Here is a 20828-nt window from a genome sequence, read left to right on the forward strand (position 1 = left end):
TTTGACTTTTGAAGCCCTTAGTATCTTATAACTGAATCCGGACGGAGGACTGTGAAAAAAAGATAGATTTCCTTGTGTTCATCGAACACAGCGTCAATCTCCTATTTTTTCTTTGTCCTCTACGTCCTTGATATCTTATAATAGAATAGGAGAGGTCATGGCTGATGATAAGCTAAGAGCGACTCCTGCGGCTAGAAAATTAGCGGATGATCTAGGGATCAACCTCTATGATGTTTCTGGTTCAGGCGCAAACGGTCGTGTCCACAAAGAAGACGTGGAAACCTATAAAGACACAAATGTGGTTCGCATTTCACCACTTGCAAAACGAATTGCTTTAGAACACAATATTGCTTGGCAAGAGATTCAGGGAACTGGTCATCGTGGTAAGATCATGAAGAAGGACGTCCTTGCTTTCCTTCCTGAAAATATTGAGAATGAGACCATTAAGTCACCTGCTGAAATCGAGAAGGTGGAGGAAGCTCCAGATAATGTGACACCTTATGGTGAGATCGAGCGGATTCCGATGACACCAATGCGGAAGGTGATCGCTCAACGGATGGTGGAATCTTACTTGACAGCACCAACCTTTACTTTGAACTATGACGTTGATATGTCTCAAATGTTGGCCCTTCGTAAGAAAGTATTGGATCCAATCATGGAAGCCACTGGCAAGAAAGTCACTGTAACAGATTTGCTTTCTCTAGCAGTGGTTAAGACCTTGATGAAACACCCATACATCAATGCTTCATTAACAGAAGATGGAAAAACCATCATCACTCACAACTATGTTAACTTAGCGATGGCTGTTGGAATGGACAATGGACTGATGACTCCAGTTGTCTACAATGCTGAAAAGATGACCTTGTCAGAGTTGGTCGTAGCCTTCAAGGACGTTATCGGACGTACCTTAGATGGTAAGCTTGCTCCAAGTGAATTGCAAAACTCAACCTTTACTATCAGTAACTTGGGGATGTTTGGCGTTCAATCATTTGGACCGATTATCAACCAACCAAACTCTGCCATCCTTGGGGTTAGTGCAACGGTTGAAAAACCAGTTGTTGTGAATGGTGAAATTGTCATTCGTCCAATCATGAGCTTGGGCTTGACCATTGACCACCGAGTTGTCGATGGGATGGCTGGTGCCAAATTCATGAAAGACTTGAAAGCCTTGATTGAAGACCCGATTTCAATGTTGGTCTAATCAATGAGAGAGAATAGAAACAAGAAAAAGAGGGAAATAAAATGGCCTTAGAAGTAATTATGCCAAAAGCCGGCGTAGATATGACAGAAGGACAAATCGTTCAGTGGAATAAAAAAGTCGGCGAATTTGTAAAAGAAGGAGAAGTGCTCCTTGAAATCATGACAGACAAAGTCAGCATGGAGTTGGAAGCGGAAGAAGATGGCTACTTGATCGCTATCCTGAAAGGGGATGGAGAAACTGTTCCTGTAACAGAAGTAATCGGTTATCTTGGTGAAGAAGGGGAAAACATCCCTACAGCTGGAGCAGCAACACCAGAAGCAAGTCCAGCACCAGCTGCAGCAAGTGCTTCAAACGATGACAATAAGAGTGATGACGCTTATGATATCGTAGTGATCGGTGGGGGTCCTGCTGGTTACGTATCTGCTATTAAGGCAGCTCAATTAGGTGGTAAGGTTGCTCTTGTTGAGAAATCTGAACTTGGTGGAACGTGCTTGAACCGCGGATGTATCCCAACTAAGACTTACCTCCACAACGCTGAAATTATCGAAAATATTGGTCATGCGGCAAACCGTGGTATTATCATTGAAAATCCAAGTTTCTCAGTAGATATGGATAAAGTTCTTGAAACCAAGAACAAGGTCGTAAATACCCTCGTCGGTGGAGTTGCAGGACTTCTTCGTAGCTACGGAGTGGATGTTCATAAGGGTATCGGTACTATCACTAAGGATAAGAATGTCTTGGTCAATGGTTCTGAATTGCTTGAAACCAAGAAAATCATCCTTGCTGGTGGTTCTAAAGTCAGCAAGATTAACGTTCCTGGTATGGAATCATCCCTTGTCATGACCAGTGATGACATCCTTGAAATGAACGAAGTACCAGAAAGCCTTGTGATCATTGGTGGTGGTGTTGTCGGTATTGAACTTGGTCAAGCCTTCATGACCTTTGGTTCAAAAGTAACAGTCATCGAAATGATGGATCGCATCGTTCCAGCTATGGATGCGGAAGTATCTAAGAACCTTCGCTTGATCCTTGAACGCAAGGGTATGACAATCTTGACGGATACGAAATTGCAAGAAATCATTGAAGAAGATGGCAAACTCCGTATCAAGGTTGAAGGAAAAGATGATATCATCGCCAACAAAGCCCTTCTATCAATCGGTCGTGTTCCAGATCTTGAAGGAATAGGTGAAGTTGAGTTTGAATTGGATCGTGGACGGATCAAGGTTAATGAATACATGGAAACGTCTGTTCCAGGTATCTATGCGCCAGGTGATATCAACGGTACTAAGATGTTGGCTCACGCTGCTTTCCGCATGGGTGAAGTAGCGGCCGAAAATGCTCTTAAAGGAAATCATGCTGTTGCAAAATTGAACTTGACTCCTGCAGCCATCTACACCCTTCCAGAAGTGGCGGCTGTTGGTTTGACAGAAGAACAAGCTCGTGAGAAATATGATGTTCAAATCGGTAAATTTAACTTTGCGGCGAACGGACGTGCGATTGCATCAGATGCAGCTCAAGGTTTTGTTAAGGTTATTGCAGACAAGAAATACGGTGAAGTTCTTGGGGTTCATATCATTGGTCCGGCAGCAGCTGAATTGATCAACGAAGCTTCAACCATCATTGAGATGGAAATCACTGTGGAAGAAATGCTCAAGACCATTCATGGTCACCCAACCTTCTCAGAAGTGATGTACGAAGCCTTTGCGGATGTACTAGGCTTGGCAGTTCACTCACCTAAGAAGAAATAATATTTGAAATGATAGAATGGCTGGACAGCAAATGCTGGACCAGTCTCTATCGTATATAAAGGAACCTTATGAAATACATTATTAATTATTCAAATGATACTGCTTTTAATATTGCTTTGGAAGAATATGCCTTTAAACACCTTTTAGATGAGGATCAAATCTTCCTTCTTTGGATTAACAAACCTTCGATTATCGTTGGTCGTCACCAAAATACCATCGAAGAAATCAACCGTGACTATGTTCGAGAGCATGGGATTGAAGTGGTTCGTCGGATCAGTGGTGGTGGGGCTGTTTACCATGATTTAAACAACCTCAACTACACCATCATTTCAAAAGAAGATGAAAACAAGGCCTTTGACTTTAAGAGCTTTTCAACTCCCGTGATCAACACCTTGGCTCAACTTGGGGTTAAGGCTGAATTTACAGGACGTAACGACTTAGAGATTGATGGCAAGAAATTCTGTGGAAATGCCCAAGCTTATATCAATGGTCGGATCATGCACCATGGTTGCCTTCTCTTTGACGTTGATTTGTCTGTCCTTGCTAATGCTCTCAAGGTCTCTAAAGACAAGTTTGAGTCTAAAGGGGTTAAATCGGTTCGTGCACGTGTGACCAATATCATCGATGAGTTGCCAGAAAAAATCACGGTTGAAGAGTTCCGGGACCTACTTTTGGACTACATGAAGAAAGAATACCCTGAGATGACAGAATATGTCTTCTCGGATGAAGAATTGGCTGAAATCAATCGTATCAAGGAAACCAAGTTCGGTACCTGGGATTGGAACTATGGAAAGTCTCCTGAATACAATGTACGTCGTGGCACAAAATTCCCAAGCGGTAAGGTGGAAATCTTCGCTAATGTCATTGAATCAAAAATCCAAGACATCAAGATCTACGGTGACTTCTTCGGTATCGAGGACGTTGCAGCAGTAGAAGAGGTTCTTCGTGGTGTCAAATACGAACGTGAAGACGTCCTCAAAGCCCTTCAAACCATTAACCTAGGGCGTTACTTCGCAGGTATCACTGCAGAAGAAATTGCTGAAGCAGTGGTGGAATAAAGTAAAAGATATCCATTTAACATGGATATCTTTTATCTTAAACTTGATATTCGAAAACCATGAGTGTACAATATAGAGGAAATCTGAACAAAAAAGGGGATCATATTCGATGATGAAAGTTCCAGTGGAAAATCTTGGTCTATTTGAACAGTTAGATCGTATAGTAGTGGCTTTTTTTAGAAAGCAACAATCTTCAAGTCCTTATGATTTGTATGTCAGTATTACACAAGAACATGTTGACCAGAAAAAGCAGGAGCTAGAACCATTAGGCTATCAAGCTGTCCAACTACCATTAGGAATGGCTTTAGGTAACGTCATCCAGCAACCTCATTATGAAAACTTAATCATTGGAGGTCTTGCTCCTGACGAAATTATCGTTAGCAAAGAAGAATTAATGCCTTTGAAAGATATCGTGGATAGTTTTTGTATTATGTACGCTGCAGCGAATAACAGACTGGAAAATAGTAAGGCTTATGAATTAATGAAAGATAAGACGGTTTATTTTATTGGTAAACTATTTACAGATTTTCCAAAAGCAGGTGATGAAATTGCTTATATGGGTATTGATCGAATAGCAAGTGACGGAACACCATATGAAGCAGTGAAATGCTTTTTAACGGAAGAAAGTGCAGAAAAGTATAATGGTGAAAAAAGACCGGTCACCCCAGCAAATCTGGCTTATCTAAAATCATTTTGGGGAAAACCAGTCATTATTGAGCCACACCGTAATTATTGGATTGAATTTTTATAGAAAGAATAAAAGAGCGTAAGATTCCATATAAAAATCTACGCTCTTTTTCTAACACAAAAATCATTTACATAATTTACGTTATGTAATATCACAAACTATCCAAGGCATTTTTCTGTTCATCATTAACGATATGCGTATACAAGTCGGTAACTTGTGTGCTAGCATGTCCCAGCTGATGGCTAACCAAAACCTGTGATTTGGTTGCATCATAGAGACGCGTTGCTAATGTATGGCGAAGCTTGTGGGGTGTCACGCGGACTTTGAAGTCTTCTGAATACTTGGCCACCATCTTTTCAACGCTAGAAGCATCAATCCGATTTGGAACACCTCGATACAAGGTCAGAAAGAGGGCTGTATCAGTTTTTTCTGTCTTGTAACGTTTGTCTCTTATAGCAAGATATTGCTCCAGATAAGGCTTCGCAAAGGCAGCAACATTGACCGAGTCACGTTTTCCACCTTTTCGGGTGACGTCAATGACCATCATCTTAAGATTGAGGTCACGAAGATCTAGGTTAACGGCTTCAGAGAGACGGACACCAGAGGCAAGAAGGAGTGCGATAATGGCTAAATCTCGCTCTTTATTCTTATTAAAGGAGGATAAGGCGCGATTTGAGAGTGTTTGAGGGTACTCCTGGTCGATATAGTTAAGAAAACCTTCTGTTTCATCGCCTAAAAAGAGCTTTTGTTTGATATTTTCAGCCCGTGCCGCCAAAGTTTCTTTCTTTTTCTTGGTAGCAACCTTTTTCATGACGTTGCGGTAGAAATAAGGTTCTCCTTGCTCATTTTCAACTTCCTCAGTCAAATACTTATAAAGACTAGACAGTGCAGAAAGGGTACGGTTAATCGTTGTTTGGGAAACCCCGTTTTTCGTTGTATTGGCATTGAGCAGAGGACGTTCACGTAAGTAAAGAATAAAGGATTCCATATCTTTCTTGGTCATGTGCTCCAGAACGTCTAAAGGGATCTCGGCTATGGTGTCAGCATCCGATATCCCAGATTCCAAAACCCAGGTGAAAAATCGATCGTATTCCTTTAAGTATTCGTACAAGGTCGTAAAACTGTAGGGAACGGCCAGTTTCGATTGATAATATTCCAATACATACCAGGGCATGACTTGTTTGAGTTTATCAATCCGTTCTAATAAGATCTCGCGTTTCATCTTTTTCTCCAAATCTTTCTATACTAGTAGTATAACATAGCCAGATGTATTTTTCAAGAAAATTATAGTTTTTCGGAAAGATGATATAGGGTTTATTTCATATAACTGGAAATTTTTTTCATCAAGAAAATAGTCAATTTTATACTTTATAAAAGTGAAAACTGGAAAATTTTCAAACCTGAATTTTAGTGAAAATGTACTTTACTAAATTCAAAAAACTGATTAAATCAAAGTTTCTAGGCCTACAAGGGGGGTAAAAGGGACTATTTTTGTACATTACGTATCTAAGCTACTCAATCAAAAAATGTACTTTATCCAGCATTAAAATAAAGTACATTTCGATTATAAAGTACATTTTTCAAAGAGTGTACATTACGCCTTAAACTCAGTCGTGTCAAGGGTTTATCCACTGTCTAGGGTAAAGTACAAAAAATTTTAGTTTTTATAGGACTGTTTTGTATCTCTTTCTATACTAGATCCCTTTTAACCACAATAAAATCAGCAAATCTCATGGATTTACTGATTGTTTTTCTTCTCTAACTTATTTTTCTACATATCGAAATGGAATCTTGCTACCACAGAGCCAATTATAGACTCGGTCATTGACTTGAACATTCATAGCTTCATGGGCATATTCTGGCATGATTAAATGCTCTTTTGGACATTCTAATCGATTATAAATGGCAAACTGCGTTTCTGGATAACAAACATCATCATCTAGTCCTGTAATCATGTGAACTTGTCCTTTGATACGATGGGCAAAGTTTTTTACATCAATATAGGCCAATGTCTGCATCAAACGATCTTCGGTTTCGTGGAATGGATCATGGAACTTGAAATAACGGAAAAGCTCGTCATAGGCCTCACTGGTGTTCCCGATCTCTAATACTCGTCTGAAGTCTGATAAGAATGGATAAATGGCTACCGTTCGTTGTATACGAGGATTCAATCCAGCAGCAACCAGGGCCAAGGCACCACCTTGTGAGGCTCCATAGCTGGCAAGTTTGCTGTCATCTACTTGAGGGAGGCTGGCTACAATTTCAATTAACTGGTAAAGATCTAAGTAGACATCCTTATAAAAGAGCTCATCCGGACCTTCCACGGCTCCGCGGATAATCTGTCCTTTTACCGTATTACCAAGTGGTGATCGATTTCCGTCCGTTGAAAAACCTGACTGGCCTCTCACGTCCATAGATACAACACCATAGCCGGCTACTGTATAAGCTAACATATCAGCCCAATCCCAACAACGTCCCATATAGCCATGAAAATGGAAAATCACTGGAACCTTTTGATCCGTTTTTGGAAGGATCATTCTTGAATAAACAAGCCCATCTCGTGTTCCTTTAAAGGTTAATTCATAACATCGAACATTTGGAATGCTGAAATCTCGTTCTTCGAGCTTGTATTCAGGCAGTTCAGTCATCTTTGCTAGGGCTTGATCCCAAAAAGCATCAAAATCTGCGGGAACCTCATCCCGTCCCTTGTAATCTTTCATTGTTTCTAATAATTTGGGATCTTTCATAAAATTCTCCTTAAGTATGTGTAATCGCTACCAAAAATGTACCATATTAATTTAATGATTGCAAGAGACAAATAAAAAATTACATAACCGAAATTATGTAATTTACTTATAGATTCAAAAATAGACTTAATTGTTTCACTAGATCCGGATTAGTGGGTAAAGCTGAATGATGAGCCTTGCGTCCTTTTAAATTTACTTCTGTAAAGGTTTGTTTCTCAAAAATAGATTGTGCTGCTTGTGCACTAGAAAGGGGGACGATCCCGTCTGATTTTCCAGCAAAGCTACCGACAAAGTTAAGGACCTCTACTTCTTTATCTAATCGATGCTTCCATTTTTGAAAATCGTCATACATCTCTTGATTGAATCGGTATGGACTTCCAATAATAGCGAGCTTGCTTACGGTCAGCTTTTTCTTTTCTAAAAAGCCGCTTTCCAGTAAACCAGTCAAAACTAGTCCACCATTGGAGTGCCCGACTGCCTTGAACTCTGTAAAATAATAGTGATCAAGGAGGTAGGTGATGGCGATCTTAAGGGATTCGATTTGCTGCTTGATATTGCTGTAGCCATCTCGATTGTTCTCGAAGCCAATCACAATCATCGGATTCGGCTCTTTCGTATTTAGTCTTCCCTCCATTTCTATAGAATGATCTTTATTGACTTTTATTTTTAAAAGACTCTGTTTTTTTCTAGAAAAGCGATGGAGCATGCGGATGGTTCCGTTGAATCGCTGGATACTGGCTGAACTCCCAGGTACAAAGATGATTGGTCTGATCGGTGGTTTCTTTGACCCTTTAGGAAATTCAAAGGGCTTTCTGTGCGAAGAAAACAGTCTTACAAAGAAACGAATGACTTGTTGAAATAGTTTTTTTAACATCTTTCCTCTTGTAGTAGTTTCTAAAAGAACCCAGAACAGTGTGTTCCAGGCCCTCTTAGAAACGATTATTTCCGTTTTTTCTTATTTTTTCGCATTTGTTTGGCCATCTTGTTCATCGCCCGTTTCATCATAAATTCACCGGCTTTTCCTTTGAGACCACCACCGAACATTTGGCTCATATCAGGCATTCCAGCGCCTCCGCCAAGAGCTGACAAGTCAGGCATGCCACCTTGTCCCATCATCCCTTCAAGAGCAGACATATCAGGCATTCCACCAGGCATATTCTTCGGCATATTATTTGGATTGAGCCCCATTTGTTTCATCATCTTGTTCATATCGCCAGAGAGGACACCTTGCATCATCTGCTTGGCTTGGTTAAAGTCCTTGATGAATTTATTGACTTCGACAAAGCTATTTCCTGAACCAGCAGCAATCCGACGACGACGGCTTGGATTTAACAAATCTGGATTTTCCCGTTCAGCTGGTGTCATGGATGATACGATCGCACGTTTGCGAGCAATTTCTCGTTCATCGACCTTGAGGTTCTTCATGGCAGGATTATTAGCCATACCTGGAAGCATCTTGAGCAGGTCTTCCATTGGTCCCATGTTTTGGACTTGGTCTAACTGATCGATGAAGTCGTTGAAATCAAAGGTGTTTTCTCGCATCTTCTCAGCGAGTTCAAGGGAACGTTTCTCATCGTATTCTTGAGAAGCCTTCTCGATTAACGTCAGCATATCCCCCATACCGAGGATCCGACCAGACATACGGTCTGGGTGGAAGGTTTCGATATCGGTTATTTTTTCACCAGTACCAGTGAATTTGATTGGTTTTCCAGTAATCTGACGGACAGAAAGGGCCGCACCACCACGGGTATCCCCATCAATCTTGGTCAAGATGACCCCAGTTACTTCGAGTTGTTCGTTGAACTCACGCGCCACATTGGCCGCTTCTTGACCAATCATGGCATCGACAACCAAGAGGATTTCGTTTGGCTCGGCAAGGGCTTTGACGTCACGCAACTCGCCCATGAGTTTTTCATCGATTTGCAGACGACCGGCTGTATCGATCAAGACATAGTCATTGTGGTTGGCTCTCGCCTGCTCCAAACCTTGACGTACGATCTCTACAGCAGGGACTTCTGTACCAAGTGAAAAGACTGGGACATTGATCTGCTGACCAAGCGTCTTCAACTGGTCAATGGCTGCTGGACGATAGATATCGGCCGCAATCATCAAAGGACGCGCATTTTCTTCCTTGACCAATTTGTTGGCCAATTTACCAGCAAAGGTTGTTTTACCAGCCCCCTGAAGACCGACCATCATGATAATGGTTGGAATCTTTGGAGATTTGATAATTTCTGCTGTTTCTGAACCCAAAATCGCTGTCAATTCTTCATCAACAATCTTCACGATTTGTTGGGCAGGGTTCAAGGTTTCGATGACTTCATGACCTACAGCCCGTTCGCGGACCCGTTTGATGAAGTCTTTTACAACAGGAAGGGCAACGTCGGCCTCTAAGAGGGCAAGACGAATCTCTTTGGTTGCCTCTTGGACATCCGCTTCAGAGATTTTTCCTTTCTTACGAAGATTTTTAAAGACGTTTTGTAAACGTTCGGTTAAACTTTCAAATGCCATTATTTTCTCCTATTTTTTTAATTCAGTGGATATCGTCCGAAATGTTGCAAACATTCTAGTTCTTCGGGTGTGACTTCTTTCATGATTTCATTTGGATATCCCCAACAGCTAAAACCTATTTGCATAGCTTTGGAGATATCATTGGGCGAGATAATCTGTAGTCGAGTAGGAAATACTTCCTCTGCGACTAATAGTTTGCAAGGTATTCCTTGATAAATGACGAGACTGCCCATAATCACTCCCGATTGTCAATGCTTGATAAAATTTCAACCTGCTCTTGTAGAAAAGTATCTTCCGGATAGCGTTCTAAAATCTGATCAAAAATCTGGCTGCGTACAATGTAATCGGAATACATATGGAGTTTCATTTCGTAATCTTCCAAAATCTTTTCTGTACGTTTAATATTGTCATAGACCGCTTGACGGCTCACTCCAAACTCTTCTGCAATCTCAGCCAAGCTGTAGTCATCTGCGTAGTAGAGCTCGATGTAGTTCATCTGCTTGTCCGTCAAGAGCGCTGCATAAAACTCAAAGAGCGCATTCATTCGGTTGGTTTTCTCAATTTCCATACCTTTCATTATATCAAAAAAGCCCGCTAAAGACTAGCGGGACTTGATGCTTTTTGAGCTTGAAATAAGAGGATTCACCATTAAAGTTTCAGTGCCAACATATTGACCGTCATCCCTGCTGCAGTTCCCATCAAGAAGATGGTATCTCCTTCCTTCACATAGCCATGATCCAGTGCATAGGCTAGGCCGAAAGGCACGGCTACCGAAACCATATTTCCATAATCACTGACAATATTGAGGTACTTGTCTTTGCCAACGCCCAATTTGTCCATGACAAGTGGTAAGGCACGGCTTGCTTGGTGAGGAATAATATAGTCTACAGCATCTTTAGAAATGCCTGATTTCTCTTGGAATTCTTGGAACATTTCTGGAATAACACGGGCAGAAAGCAAAAGAATCTTCTTCCCTTTCATATCAAACATGAAATCAGTCTTGGTTGCTTCAGAGTACAATTTCGGATGATAAGCTGTCAAACCACCACGAATTTCAGTATCATGGGCTCCCTCAGACCAGGTACGTTGCATACTGGCAATGATTCCTTTATCTTCCTTTGTTGCTTCAAAAATAAAGGCTGCAGCTCCATCACTAAACAACTCAAAGCTTTCTTTTTGTTTGGGATTAAGCCCTAGGCTTCCTACTTCACTAGATACAATCAGAACCCGACAGTATTCTCCACCTTCAATCAGATAAGAAACAGTGCTTAAAGCTGATACAAAACTGGTACAGGTGGTGTTGATATCCATAGCAGGAATCGTCAGTCCCTTGGCCACGCGCTCATGGATAAGAGCTGCTGTACAAGGAATGGGCTGAACACCAACTGCACTAGCCGAAACGAGGCAGTCGATGTCTGCCATTTCAAGCCCCGCATAGTTTAAAGCCGCTTCAATCGCACGCGCTGCTAGATCAATCTGTGTTTCTTCTCCTTCTTTCACGCGGTAACGAGTCTGGTCTTTGAAAGTTACGGTATGAGCTGGGAGCGCTGTTCCATAGCCTTTAATTTGCAAATGTCTTTTTACAGTATTCATAGGATTCTCCTTTTATTGAAGTCGTTGAACACGTTTTAATTTACGTGTTGGGTCCCATTGGTAATCGATAAATTGAATACTTGGTAGAATGAATTGTTTTTGCTGAGCTAAGAGTTCAAATTGAGCAAAAATCGCTTGCTCCATAGACTCTGTCCGGTGACTCAAGGCAATGGTAATGGATCCATCTGCCAACTGAGTTACTTGATAGTCCTGAATATTTTCGACAAAGAGAATGCACCGTCGAATAAAATCCGGATAGATCATCTGGCTACTGCCATCTTCTTTTTTGAAATAGAAGATATCGTCCGATCGTCCTTCGATCTTTGCGATTCGAGTAAAGACAGAACCACAAGGGCAAGGAGACTTTTCTTCCACCAAAATATCATTGAGGCGGTAGCGATAGATGGGTTGACTGGTTCGTTTGAAATCCGTAATAATCGGATAAAAGCGGCTATCATCTAGATACTCTTTTTCGACAGACAAAATATCTTCGTTGAGATGTAGATTGCCCTCTGAACAGGTACAAGCTATAAATCCCTCTGTCGCTTGGTAAACCTGATCAACATTGTCTAGTTGAAAGGCCTTGGCGATGGTCTGTGCATCTCGATCTTCTAGGATCTCTGCGACAGAAACAACCTTGACAGGTTGGATCGCAAGTTGCTGATTGCTGACATAGTTAGCCAACTCAATCAAGGTTGAAGCTGGTGCGACCACAATGGTTGGTTGATAGTCTTTGAGACGCTCTAAATGCTCCTTGCTATCCTTGAAAATATCAAAATATTCCAAGCGAATCAGGCCTGAATTAATGGTTTGATAGAGTTCATTGTCCGCTCGTAAGAAAAAGGCAATGCGATGACCAAACAGTTTTCCTTTCGGTAGCATCTTGGCTAGAATCGCTGCAGCCCACATACTTCTCTCTTTTTCTGTGGTGACAAAGACTCCTCGGTGGCCGGAAGTTCCAGAAGATAAGCCTACTGCTACTTCTCCATTCATCTCAGTAAAATCTCGCGTCTGTTCTCCGCGAATCGCCATCTCTAAAGCCTGATCACGATCCACCCCTAGAGTATTGAGCTCATTGAAATGTGTCATCATGAAGGTTTTATCCATCGTTCCAAAGGATTCGGGAGAATGGGTTTGAAAATAGGGGGACTGAGAAGTGATAAAAGCATGGTAGCGTGCCAATTGCTTATCTTGGTATCGCTTCAAGGCCTCTTTTGAACGGAATCGGTGACACCATCTGGTTTCAATAAAGGTTTTCAGAAAGACTGTTTTTTTCATTTAAAATCCTTTCAATCCGATCTTGCGGGTCGTGGCTGACCACAACTTGAATGCCATCTTGCAAGAGTGTTTCCAGCAAATCAGCTCCTTTTAAATAAGCCTTCTTATCATCCTGAATCAAGGAAGGAATGAGACGCATTTGCCCTGTGTAAGGCAAGAGGTCTACTCCCCAAGAAAGATCTGCTCCAATAAAGAGTTTGAACTCATCCAGATAAAGACAACCTTGCCCTCTCGCATGCCCATCGATGGACGAAACAAGAATGCTCCCATCCTCAAATAGATCAGCAGTCGGGCGGTAAGAAAAGGCAGGATGTATTCGATCTGCTTTGAGACAAGTCACCCGATCTTTGAAATCAGCTGGCAAAAACTCTTTAAAAATCAGATCTTTAAACTTCGGTTTTTGGTACACCTCATAGACTTCCTGGGTAACAAAGAAATGAGCATTTGGAAAAAGTGCTGCTCCGCCGAGATGGTCAGGGTGCAGATGCGAAAGAATGACATAGGAAATGGCTGCTGGATTAATTCCACGCTCTCGCAATAAATAATCGATCTGGTCTTCTTTTTTCATCTGCATTGGGGTGGCTAGACGGTACCAGAAATACCGAGCTTTTTTCTTAATCTCGTAGTGATAGCCGGTATCGTACAAAATATAACCTTTTTCACGGTGCTGAATCAAAAAGACACCTGCTGGAAATTGCATTTTTTCATTCGGAATCCCTTTAAATAAGAGACCAGAATGACTGCTACAATAGCCTGCTGGAAAATAATCAATGCGCTTGATCATGTTGGACATAGTTGTCAATCCCTTCTTCAATGCTCATTTTTGGATAGTAGCCAAGTTCGGTTTGGGCCTTTTGGATATCAAGAGTTTGGCTATATCGAAGGAGATAATAGGTATAGCGAGTCAATGGGGGTTCGGCTTTCAGATGAAAGAATCGATATACTTCTTCCAGGCTATAAGCCGCACCTGCTACTAGACCTGCTGGAAGTTTCCGATAGCGAATCGGCTCTCCCAATCCCTTTAGTGTGGTTTCAATCAAATACTTAAAGGTCTTTGGTTCCCCATTTGTAATATTATATACTTGTCCGTGTGCGTCTTTGGCTTCCAGAGCCAAGCGAATGGCTAGGGCAACATTTTCCACACAGGTCATATCCATGAGCTGCTCTCCTCCTCGAATCAAAGGAATTCCAATTTTTCGACTGAGGCGTAAGACACGAGGCAAAATACTGGTATCCCCCACACCAAATAATCCTCTTGGACGCAAGATGATACTTGGCACATCTGGATAGTCAGAAAAAAGTTTTTCAGACGCCAATTTACTTCGGATGTAATTGTTCAGGCGATTTTCTGTTGGAGCATCACTTTCCTTGATGTTTAATTGATCTTTTCCAGCTGCGTAAATACTAGGAGAAGAAACGTAAACCAAGCGTTTTACCGCATATTCACGGCACAAGTCAAGGACATTTTGAGTGCCAACTACATTAGCCTGATAGAAGGCTTTCCAAGGTCCCCAGGCAGTGGATAAAGCTCCTGCATGAACTACAGCATCAACAGACTGAAAGGCTTGTCTTAATTCCTCAATAGTGCTCAAATCCCCTTTAATAAATTGAACGCGCTCACCTTCCAGAGCCTTCCCAATTTTTTCGTTTCGGCCAAAGGCTACAATGGTATAATCGTGAGCCAACAACTCATCGATCACATATTTTCCAAGGAAGCCAGTCGCACCTGTTACAAGAATTTTCATAGTTTCCCATCCGTTCCACGTCTTAATAATCGTTGAATTTCAAACTCCAAGGTATCCAACGGCTTGTAGGTTTTTGAAAGTTTGTTTAGTCTTTCTAACTTTTCCCAAGATTCTTTTTTTAATAGGGCATTGAAACCTGCTTGAATCTCTTCGGTGCGATTGCGATGAGCCTGAAAGGCAATTCCTGCTTCTACTCCTCGAATCGCATAGTCAAATTGGTCATAATCATGTGGCAAGATCAAGGCTGGTTTCTTAAATTCGATACACTGATAAAAGATTCCAGCTCCTCCATGGTGAATAACATAGTCCATCTGTGGAATGTATTCCTTGTAGGGCAGATAAGAGACGACCGTCACATTTGGTGCTACTTCTTCTTCAGAGAATTCCTTTGCCCCATCTCCTAGAGTGACAAAAAAGTGACATTCTGGATGCTCTTTGGCCAACTGCTTAGTTTGCTCTAGCAAGTTCTCTTTTGCCCAAGGCAACTGGGTTCCACAAGTCACGAGGACCTTCGTCTTGTCCTCGTAAGGACTGAGATCTACTGGATAATCTTCAGCTTTCTCAAGAGAGGTTCCTAAAGGGCCCATCCAAGCATATTGATGAGGGAAATGTGTCTTCAACTCTAGCTCCATCATCCCAATTCCAAAGATGGCATAAGGAGAGTAGATGGTCTCCACTCCATTTTGATTGTACAACTTGAAATTGTAACGTTTTAAGCGTTTGCGTAAGAGGAAAGCGCCGCAGTATTTCCCAATACGCGTCAGTTTACGACATAGTGCTTGGATCTTCTCTTCCTTCTTCGTGCGCGCGATTCCCATCCCTCCGAAGAAGCAAGGAGGACCATAAGGAGTTTCGATTGCAAATTGGGTTGCCATGGTGGTGATCCAAGGGATTTCTAACTCTTCTGCTACAAAACCAGCTGATAGAGTGATAAAATCAGCAATGACAATATCCGGACGATTGACGCGCCACTCCTCTAGCAATTGATCCGATACATGATTAATCAAATCAAGACTCTTGGACAATTGCCGATAAGCTGAAAAGAGATTGAGTTTCTTATCGTTATTCGCCGCACGTTCAAACTCTTCTACTTTGTCCTCTAGAATTGGAACGACCGTGAAGCCGAGACTTTCTGCAACGGCCTTTTTCTGAGGTCCTGTGAAAACCCGAATCTCCATCGAAGGATCATCTAACAAGGGTTTAACGAGATTTAAAGTTGGGTACAGATGCCCACTCAAAGGAACAGCTACCACATCGATTTTAATTTTTTTCATTTTTTTCCTGCCTTATATCTCTTATTAAGCTTTAAAACCTGCTTCTATCTATTAATTCGTAAAAAAAATCAAAAATTGAAGAAAAAATAAAATTTTTTTTAAATTTTTCAATGTTGCCTTTACTATCACTATTTAGAAAGAATGACTTCAACCTAAAAAAGCTCCCAAATGCCAAAGAGATTGAGTCTCTCAAACATTTGAAGAGTTTTCTATTTTTACGATTTGCGAGCTTAGTTATTTTCCAAATAAAATTCGAACCGCTCGCCGACATACTGACTTTTTACATACTCAAAAGCCGTCCCATCTTCAAAATAGGAAACCTGTGTTAGACCTAAAATAGCTTGTCCTTTTGAAATCTGTAAATAGTCCGCAATCTTATCTTTGGCCAATCGCGCATAGATGGTCTGGTGCGACTTTCCAATCTTATAGCCATGACGCTCCAAGGTTTGGAAGAAATGGCTGGTAACCTCTTCGCGATTGAAATTCTTAATAAATTTCTGTGGAATAGAGGCCACTTCATAAACAACAGGGATCCCATCAGCATACCGGACCCGTTCCATCCGAATGATGGTCTCTGTCTTATCAATGCCCAATTTGTCCACTTCTTGGAGGCTAGGAATGGTTTTCCGATAAGAAATCACTTGGCTAGAAGGTTCCTTGCCTTGCGATTTCATAATTTCTGTAAAACTGGTTGTTCCCCGCATTTTTTCTTGGACGCGCGTGCTAGTGATAAAGGTGCCACTTCCTACCCGTCTTTCAAGCACTCCTTCTTCAACCAGAAGGGTAATGGCCTGTCTAAGAGTCATCCGACTCACCTGAAATTTCTCCGCTAGATCGCGTTCGCTGGGAAGACGCTCCCCGATTTTCCATATTTTTTGATCAATCTCAGACTTAATCTGATCATGAATTTGAATGTAAGCTGGAATCATAACTTTGCTCTTTCTCTGTGTTATCTCTATTGTAGCGTAAAATTCCTAATTCTTCAATCAGAGATTGGTAAAGACAAGGCTTTTGTGTTAGAATAGAGAAAAGTAAATTTCTTTAAGAAGGGGATAAGATGACAAACCTATCAACTGATTTGCATGATGTTGAAAAGATCATCGTGCTTGACTACGGTAGCCAATACAATCAGCTTATTTCACGTCGAATTCGTGAAATTGGTGTCTTCTCAGAGTTGAAGAGCCATAAGATTTCTGCTGATGAAGTTCGTGCAATCAATCCAGTTGGGATCGTTCTTTCAGGCGGACCAAACTCTGTATACGAGGAAGGTTCTTTTGATATTGATCCTGAAATTTTCGAACTCGGTATTCCAATCCTTGGTATCTGTTACGGGATGCAATTATTGACCCATAAATTGGGTGGGAAAGTCGTTCCTGCAGGTGATGCTGGTAACCGCGAATATGGTCAATCTGAATTGACTTTGACAGAATCTTCTGCTCTTTTTGCCGGCACACCAGACAAACAATTGGTCTTGATGAGCCATGGAGATGCTGTTACAGAAATTCCGGCTGACTTTATCCGCACTGGTACTTCCGCTGACTGTCCATTTGCATCGATTGAAAATCCAGACAAGAAAATCTACGGAATCCAATTCCACCCTGAGGTTCGTCACTCTGTTCACAGTTATGACATCTTGCGTAACTTTGCCTTGAACATCTGTGGGGCTAAAGGTGACTGGACCATGGACAACTTCATTGACATGCAGATCAAAAAAATCCGTGAAACCGTCGGAGACAAACGTGTCCTTCTTGGTCTTTCAGGTGGTGTTGACTCTTCCGTTGTTGGGGTTCTCCTTCAAAAAGCCATCGGCGATCAATTGATCTGTATCTTTGTAGACCACGGTCTTCTTCGTAAAGGAGAAGCTGACCAAGTGATGGATATGCTTGGTGGTAAGTTTGGTTTGAACATTGTCAAAGCAGACGCTGCAAAACGTTTCCTTGATAAGTTAGCAGGTGTATCTGATCCTGAGAAAAAACGGAAGATCATCGGTAACGAGTTTGTTTATGTCTTTGATGACGAAGCAAGTAAACTCAAAGATGTGAAATTCTTGGCACAAGGAACTCTCTACACTGACGTGATCGAGTCTGGTACGGATACTGCTCAAACTATCAAGTCTCACCACAATGTGGGTGGACTTCCAGAAGACATGCAGTTTGAACTGATCGAGCCACTGAACACTCTTTACAAGGATGAAGTTCGTGCGCTTGGTACAGAGCTTGGCATGCCAGACCACATCGTATGGCGCCAACCATTCCCAGGACCAGGTCTTGCCATCCGTGTTATGGGAGAAATCACTGAAGAAAAACTCGAAACCGTTCGTGAATCTGACGCTATCCTCCGTGAAGAAATCGCCAAAGCTGGTCTTGACCGCGATATCTGGCAATACTTCACTGTCAACACAGGCGTTCGTTCAGTAGGTGTTATGGGTGACGGCCGTACGTATGACTACACTATTGCCATTCGTGCTATCACTTCTATCGATGGAATGACAGCAGACTTTGCGAAGATTCCATGGGAAGTCCTCCAAAAAATCTCAGTCCGTATCGTAAATGAAGTTGACCACGTCAACCGCATCGTCTACGATATCACAAGTAAACCACCTGCAACTGTAGAGTGGGAATGATTTATAAACATGATTTGAAGTGAAATGGTTGTTTTAACAGCATTTTCAGTTATTATAAAAGGTTAAAAATCAGTCAAAATTGATTGGTTCCCCACCAAAAACCCCACCAGAATTTTTCTGATGGGGTTTTTATTTTAAGCACATTATAGTTTCTTCTACATAAGTAGACATCGTATCTCGTTTTGAGGTTAGGATATTAAACAATAATGTAGTAAATTATGTCATAGAAATAAATCCCTTATAGAGTAATGTTTCGCAATTCTACTATAAGGGATTTTTTTATGTTTACACAACTTCTCCTACATTATCTTAACTTTTGTTATAGCTGTTTCTACTATTGTTCCATCATCAATTATCAACAATTCTACAAAAGAAATCGCTAAATAATTTATATCTAAATCATATCTTTTTTCAAGTTTATTAGTATAATCTATATTCTCCTTAAAAATAATATTTTTTTCTTTATCATATATATAAATACTAATTATAGCGCTATTAGAATATCCATTTAATAAGCAATCAATGGTTAATGTCGTTTTATTTAAATTTTGACTATTTCCTAATACAGTATTAAAATCATATACATGTAGTTTAGGAGTACTATAAATAATGCTCTCCGAAATATTGTCTAAGATTGAATCTACCGTTGAATCTAGCATCACATTATTGTTTTGTTTTTCTTCTTCAATAGAGCATACCTTTATTTTAAGTTCATTTTTCTCCAAACATAGTAAATTTGTAATTTCAAACTCTATAGACTGTTCAAGTCCCTTTGAAAATCCAACAAAGACCCCATTCATCCAAATATACACGGGAAGATTTAAGCTTTTCATTTTCAAGAAAATATTTTTAGTAATTAATTTATCTTCACCTTTAAAATGATTAAATAAAGTTAACAATGTAGATTCGACATCACCATTTTTTTCATTGAAATCTGATTTCGTGTAAGTCCAATTTCTGCTTAAGTGCATCTTATCTATTTGATAATAGTCTAGTTGATTTATATCTACATATTTATCAAAATAATAATGCTCAGAGTGTTCAGGCAATTGATTGACTCCTGTTATAGCAGAATTTTTCAACCAGCTATATTCCACTTTAATATTTTTCATCTCTAATACCTCTTTGTAAAGCAATTTATCTTCATATTCCTCCGTCTACTTAATGCGATATATTAGAAAAAACAGAGTCTGCTTTACCAGACTCTGCATATGTTATTTCGTTGCTGGTTGTTGCTGTGTAATACAGTGAATATTACCACCACCATATGCAATCTCTGTAGTTTCAACTCCAACAACTTTACGATCAGGGAACATTGCTTGCACTTGTTCAACCGCTAATGCATCGTTCTCATCACCATATTGAGGGAGAATAATTCCTCCATTCACTATTAAGAAATTCAAATATGATGCGATTGCAACTTCTCCTTCCTCTCTTGGGATAGCCCCTTCTGAAAAATCAATCGAATCTGCATCTTTTAGATAGCATGGCTTCTTAGTAACGCACATTTTATGTACTTTTAATTTTCTGCCTTTTGCATCTGTTTGTTCACTTAGGAATTCAAACGCAGCTTTTGCTTCCTTATAGAAAGGATGGTTTTCATCTTCAGTGTAAATACATGCAACTTCTCCAGGTTTTACAAAACATGCTACATCATCAATATGACCATTCGTTTCATATGGGTCAATACCATCTTTCACCCAAATTACTTTTTCACAATTCAAATAATCTTTTAATTTTTGTTCAATTTCTTCTTTTGACAAATGTGGGTTTCGACTTGGATGAAGAAGACACATTTCAGTAACCATCACTGTACCTTCACCATCAACGTGAATTGATCCACCTTCTAAAACGAAATCCTCTGTTTTATAAGAATCAGTATTTGTTAATTCACAAACTTTTCTTGCAACAAGCGCATCTTGATCCCAAGGGAAATAGAGTCCATCGACTAGACCTCCCCAAGCATTAAATTCCCAATCTACTGCACGACGTTCACCTTTATCATTTATAAGAAATGTAGGACCACAGTCGCGAATCCACGAATCATCATTTGTCATCTCAATTACTCTGATATTTTCGCAATTAAGAGCAGATACACGAGCTATAGCATTTTCAAATTGAAGAGGTGGTACACAAAGTGAAACTGGTTCAAATTCACTAATGGCTTTGGCAACATCTAAAAATGCTTTTTGAGCAGGTTTGGCTCCTAAACGCCAATTATCATTTCGCCATGGCCATAACATCCAAATTTGTTCTTGTTCTTCGAATTCTCCTGGCATTCGAAATCCATCTACTTTAGGGGTTGTCCCCACAATACGTTTAGACATCTCAAGTCCTCCTTTTATTGTATTGGTATTTAGTT

Annotated in this window: 19 protein-coding genes; 5 read left to right on the plus strand and 14 right to left on the minus strand. The window is 40.6% G+C overall.

What is annotated here, in order from left to right; translation table 11 throughout:
• The first annotated feature begins 157 nt into the window (after positions 1-157).
• The 4 genes from SM121_RS06775 (at position 158) to SM121_RS06790 (ending at position 4758) form a co-directional block, all read left to right on the plus strand.
• Entirely contained in the window at positions 158-1201 is a 1044-nt protein-coding gene (locus SM121_RS06775; RefSeq protein WP_070665775.1) for a dihydrolipoamide acetyltransferase, read from the plus strand.
• A gap of 41 nt (positions 1202-1242) precedes the next feature.
• Positions 1243-2949: a dihydrolipoyl dehydrogenase gene (gene lpdA, locus SM121_RS06780; RefSeq protein ID WP_021153221.1), complete on the plus strand. Its 1707-nt coding sequence runs from the start codon at positions 1243-1245 to the stop codon at positions 2947-2949.
• A gap of 68 nt (positions 2950-3017) precedes the next feature.
• Positions 3018-4007 (plus strand): lipoate--protein ligase, encoded by a 990-nt coding sequence (locus tag SM121_RS06785; protein ID WP_003001407.1) that lies wholly within the window; start codon positions 3018-3020, stop codon positions 4005-4007.
• Positions 4008-4116: 109 nt separating this feature from the next.
• On the plus strand, positions 4117-4758 hold the full coding sequence (locus SM121_RS06790) for a hypothetical protein (protein WP_320910704.1): 642 nt from the start codon (positions 4117-4119) through the stop codon (positions 4756-4758).
• Between the two features lie 88 nt (positions 4759-4846).
• Here the strand turns inward: SM121_RS06790 and xerS are convergent, their stop codons facing one another.
• The 12 genes from xerS to SM121_RS06850 all read right to left on the minus strand — a co-directional run bounded on the left by xerS (position 4847) and on the right by SM121_RS06850 (position 16772).
• On the minus strand, positions 4847-5917 hold the full coding sequence (xerS, locus tag SM121_RS06795; protein WP_049483475.1) for a tyrosine recombinase XerS: 1071 nt from the start codon (positions 5915-5917) through the stop codon (positions 4847-4849).
• Positions 5918-6458: 541 nt separating this feature from the next.
• Positions 6459-7442, minus strand: a complete 984-nt coding sequence (locus SM121_RS06800; RefSeq protein WP_024055637.1) for an acetylxylan esterase — start codon at positions 7440-7442, stop codon at positions 6459-6461.
• Between the two features lie 106 nt (positions 7443-7548).
• Positions 7549-8316 carry an alpha/beta hydrolase gene (locus SM121_RS06805; protein WP_270298210.1) on the minus strand — a complete coding sequence of 256 codons (768 nt, stop codon included), beginning with the start codon at positions 8314-8316 and terminating at the stop codon, positions 7549-7551.
• A 65-nt stretch (positions 8317-8381) separates the two neighbouring features.
• On the minus strand, positions 8382-9953 hold the full coding sequence (ffh, locus tag SM121_RS06810; RefSeq protein WP_024055635.1) for a signal recognition particle protein: 1572 nt from the start codon (positions 9951-9953) through the stop codon (positions 8382-8384).
• Positions 9954-9970: 17 nt separating this feature from the next.
• Positions 9971-10186 (minus strand): hypothetical protein, encoded by a 216-nt coding sequence (locus tag SM121_RS06815; protein WP_037615282.1) that lies wholly within the window; start codon positions 10184-10186, stop codon positions 9971-9973.
• A 2-nt stretch (positions 10187-10188) separates the two neighbouring features.
• The gene (locus SM121_RS06820) at positions 10189-10521 is read right to left on the minus strand and encodes a putative DNA-binding protein (RefSeq protein WP_003001435.1); all 333 of its coding nucleotides are present in this window, start codon (positions 10519-10521) and stop codon (positions 10189-10191) included.
• A gap of 80 nt (positions 10522-10601) precedes the next feature.
• Positions 10602-11546: a 3-oxoacyl-[acyl-carrier-protein] synthase III C-terminal domain-containing protein gene (locus tag SM121_RS06825; protein ID WP_070588996.1), complete on the minus strand. Its 945-nt coding sequence runs from the start codon at positions 11544-11546 to the stop codon at positions 10602-10604.
• Positions 11547-11558: 12 nt separating this feature from the next.
• On the minus strand, positions 11559-12824 hold the full coding sequence (locus tag SM121_RS06830) for a F390 synthetase-related protein (protein WP_024056460.1): 1266 nt from the start codon (positions 12822-12824) through the stop codon (positions 11559-11561).
• Complete coding sequence (locus SM121_RS06835; protein ID WP_024056461.1) at positions 12790-13617, minus strand: MBL fold metallo-hydrolase; 828 nt, start codon at positions 13615-13617, stop codon at positions 12790-12792. The genes SM121_RS06830 and SM121_RS06835 overlap by 35 nt, the downstream gene beginning before the upstream one ends.
• Positions 13592-14569 carry an NAD-dependent epimerase/dehydratase family protein gene (locus SM121_RS06840; RefSeq protein ID WP_024056462.1) on the minus strand — a complete coding sequence of 326 codons (978 nt, stop codon included), beginning with the start codon at positions 14567-14569 and terminating at the stop codon, positions 13592-13594. The genes SM121_RS06835 and SM121_RS06840 overlap by 26 nt, the downstream gene beginning before the upstream one ends.
• A complete protein-coding gene (locus SM121_RS06845) occupies positions 14566-15843 on the minus strand; it encodes a glycosyltransferase (protein WP_024056463.1) in 1278 nt (425 codons plus the stop codon). The genes SM121_RS06840 and SM121_RS06845 overlap by 4 nt, the downstream gene beginning before the upstream one ends.
• Before the next feature lie 230 nt (positions 15844-16073).
• On the minus strand, positions 16074-16772 hold the full coding sequence (locus SM121_RS06850) for a GntR family transcriptional regulator (protein WP_003001401.1): 699 nt from the start codon (positions 16770-16772) through the stop codon (positions 16074-16076).
• A gap of 128 nt (positions 16773-16900) precedes the next feature.
• On the opposite strand from SM121_RS06850, the gene guaA reads away from it, so the two are divergent.
• Positions 16901-18466 (plus strand): glutamine-hydrolyzing GMP synthase, encoded by a 1566-nt coding sequence (gene guaA, locus SM121_RS06855; protein WP_320910705.1) that lies wholly within the window; start codon positions 16901-16903, stop codon positions 18464-18466.
• Positions 18467-18765: 299 nt separating this feature from the next.
• Here the strand turns inward: guaA and SM121_RS06860 are convergent, their stop codons facing one another.
• Both SM121_RS06860 and aguA read right to left on the minus strand, forming a co-directional pair.
• Positions 18766-19578: a glycoside hydrolase family 2 protein gene (locus SM121_RS06860; protein WP_024055558.1), complete on the minus strand. Its 813-nt coding sequence runs from the start codon at positions 19576-19578 to the stop codon at positions 18766-18768.
• A gap of 102 nt (positions 19579-19680) precedes the next feature.
• On the minus strand, positions 19681-20793 hold the full coding sequence (gene aguA / locus SM121_RS06865) for an agmatine deiminase (RefSeq protein ID WP_003011725.1): 1113 nt from the start codon (positions 20791-20793) through the stop codon (positions 19681-19683).
• Positions 20794-20828: the final 35 nt, after the last annotated feature.

The sequence above is a fragment of the Streptococcus sp. S1 genome, from assembly GCF_034137685.1.
Lineage (GTDB): Bacteria > Bacillota > Bacilli > Lactobacillales > Streptococcaceae > Streptococcus > Streptococcus dentalis.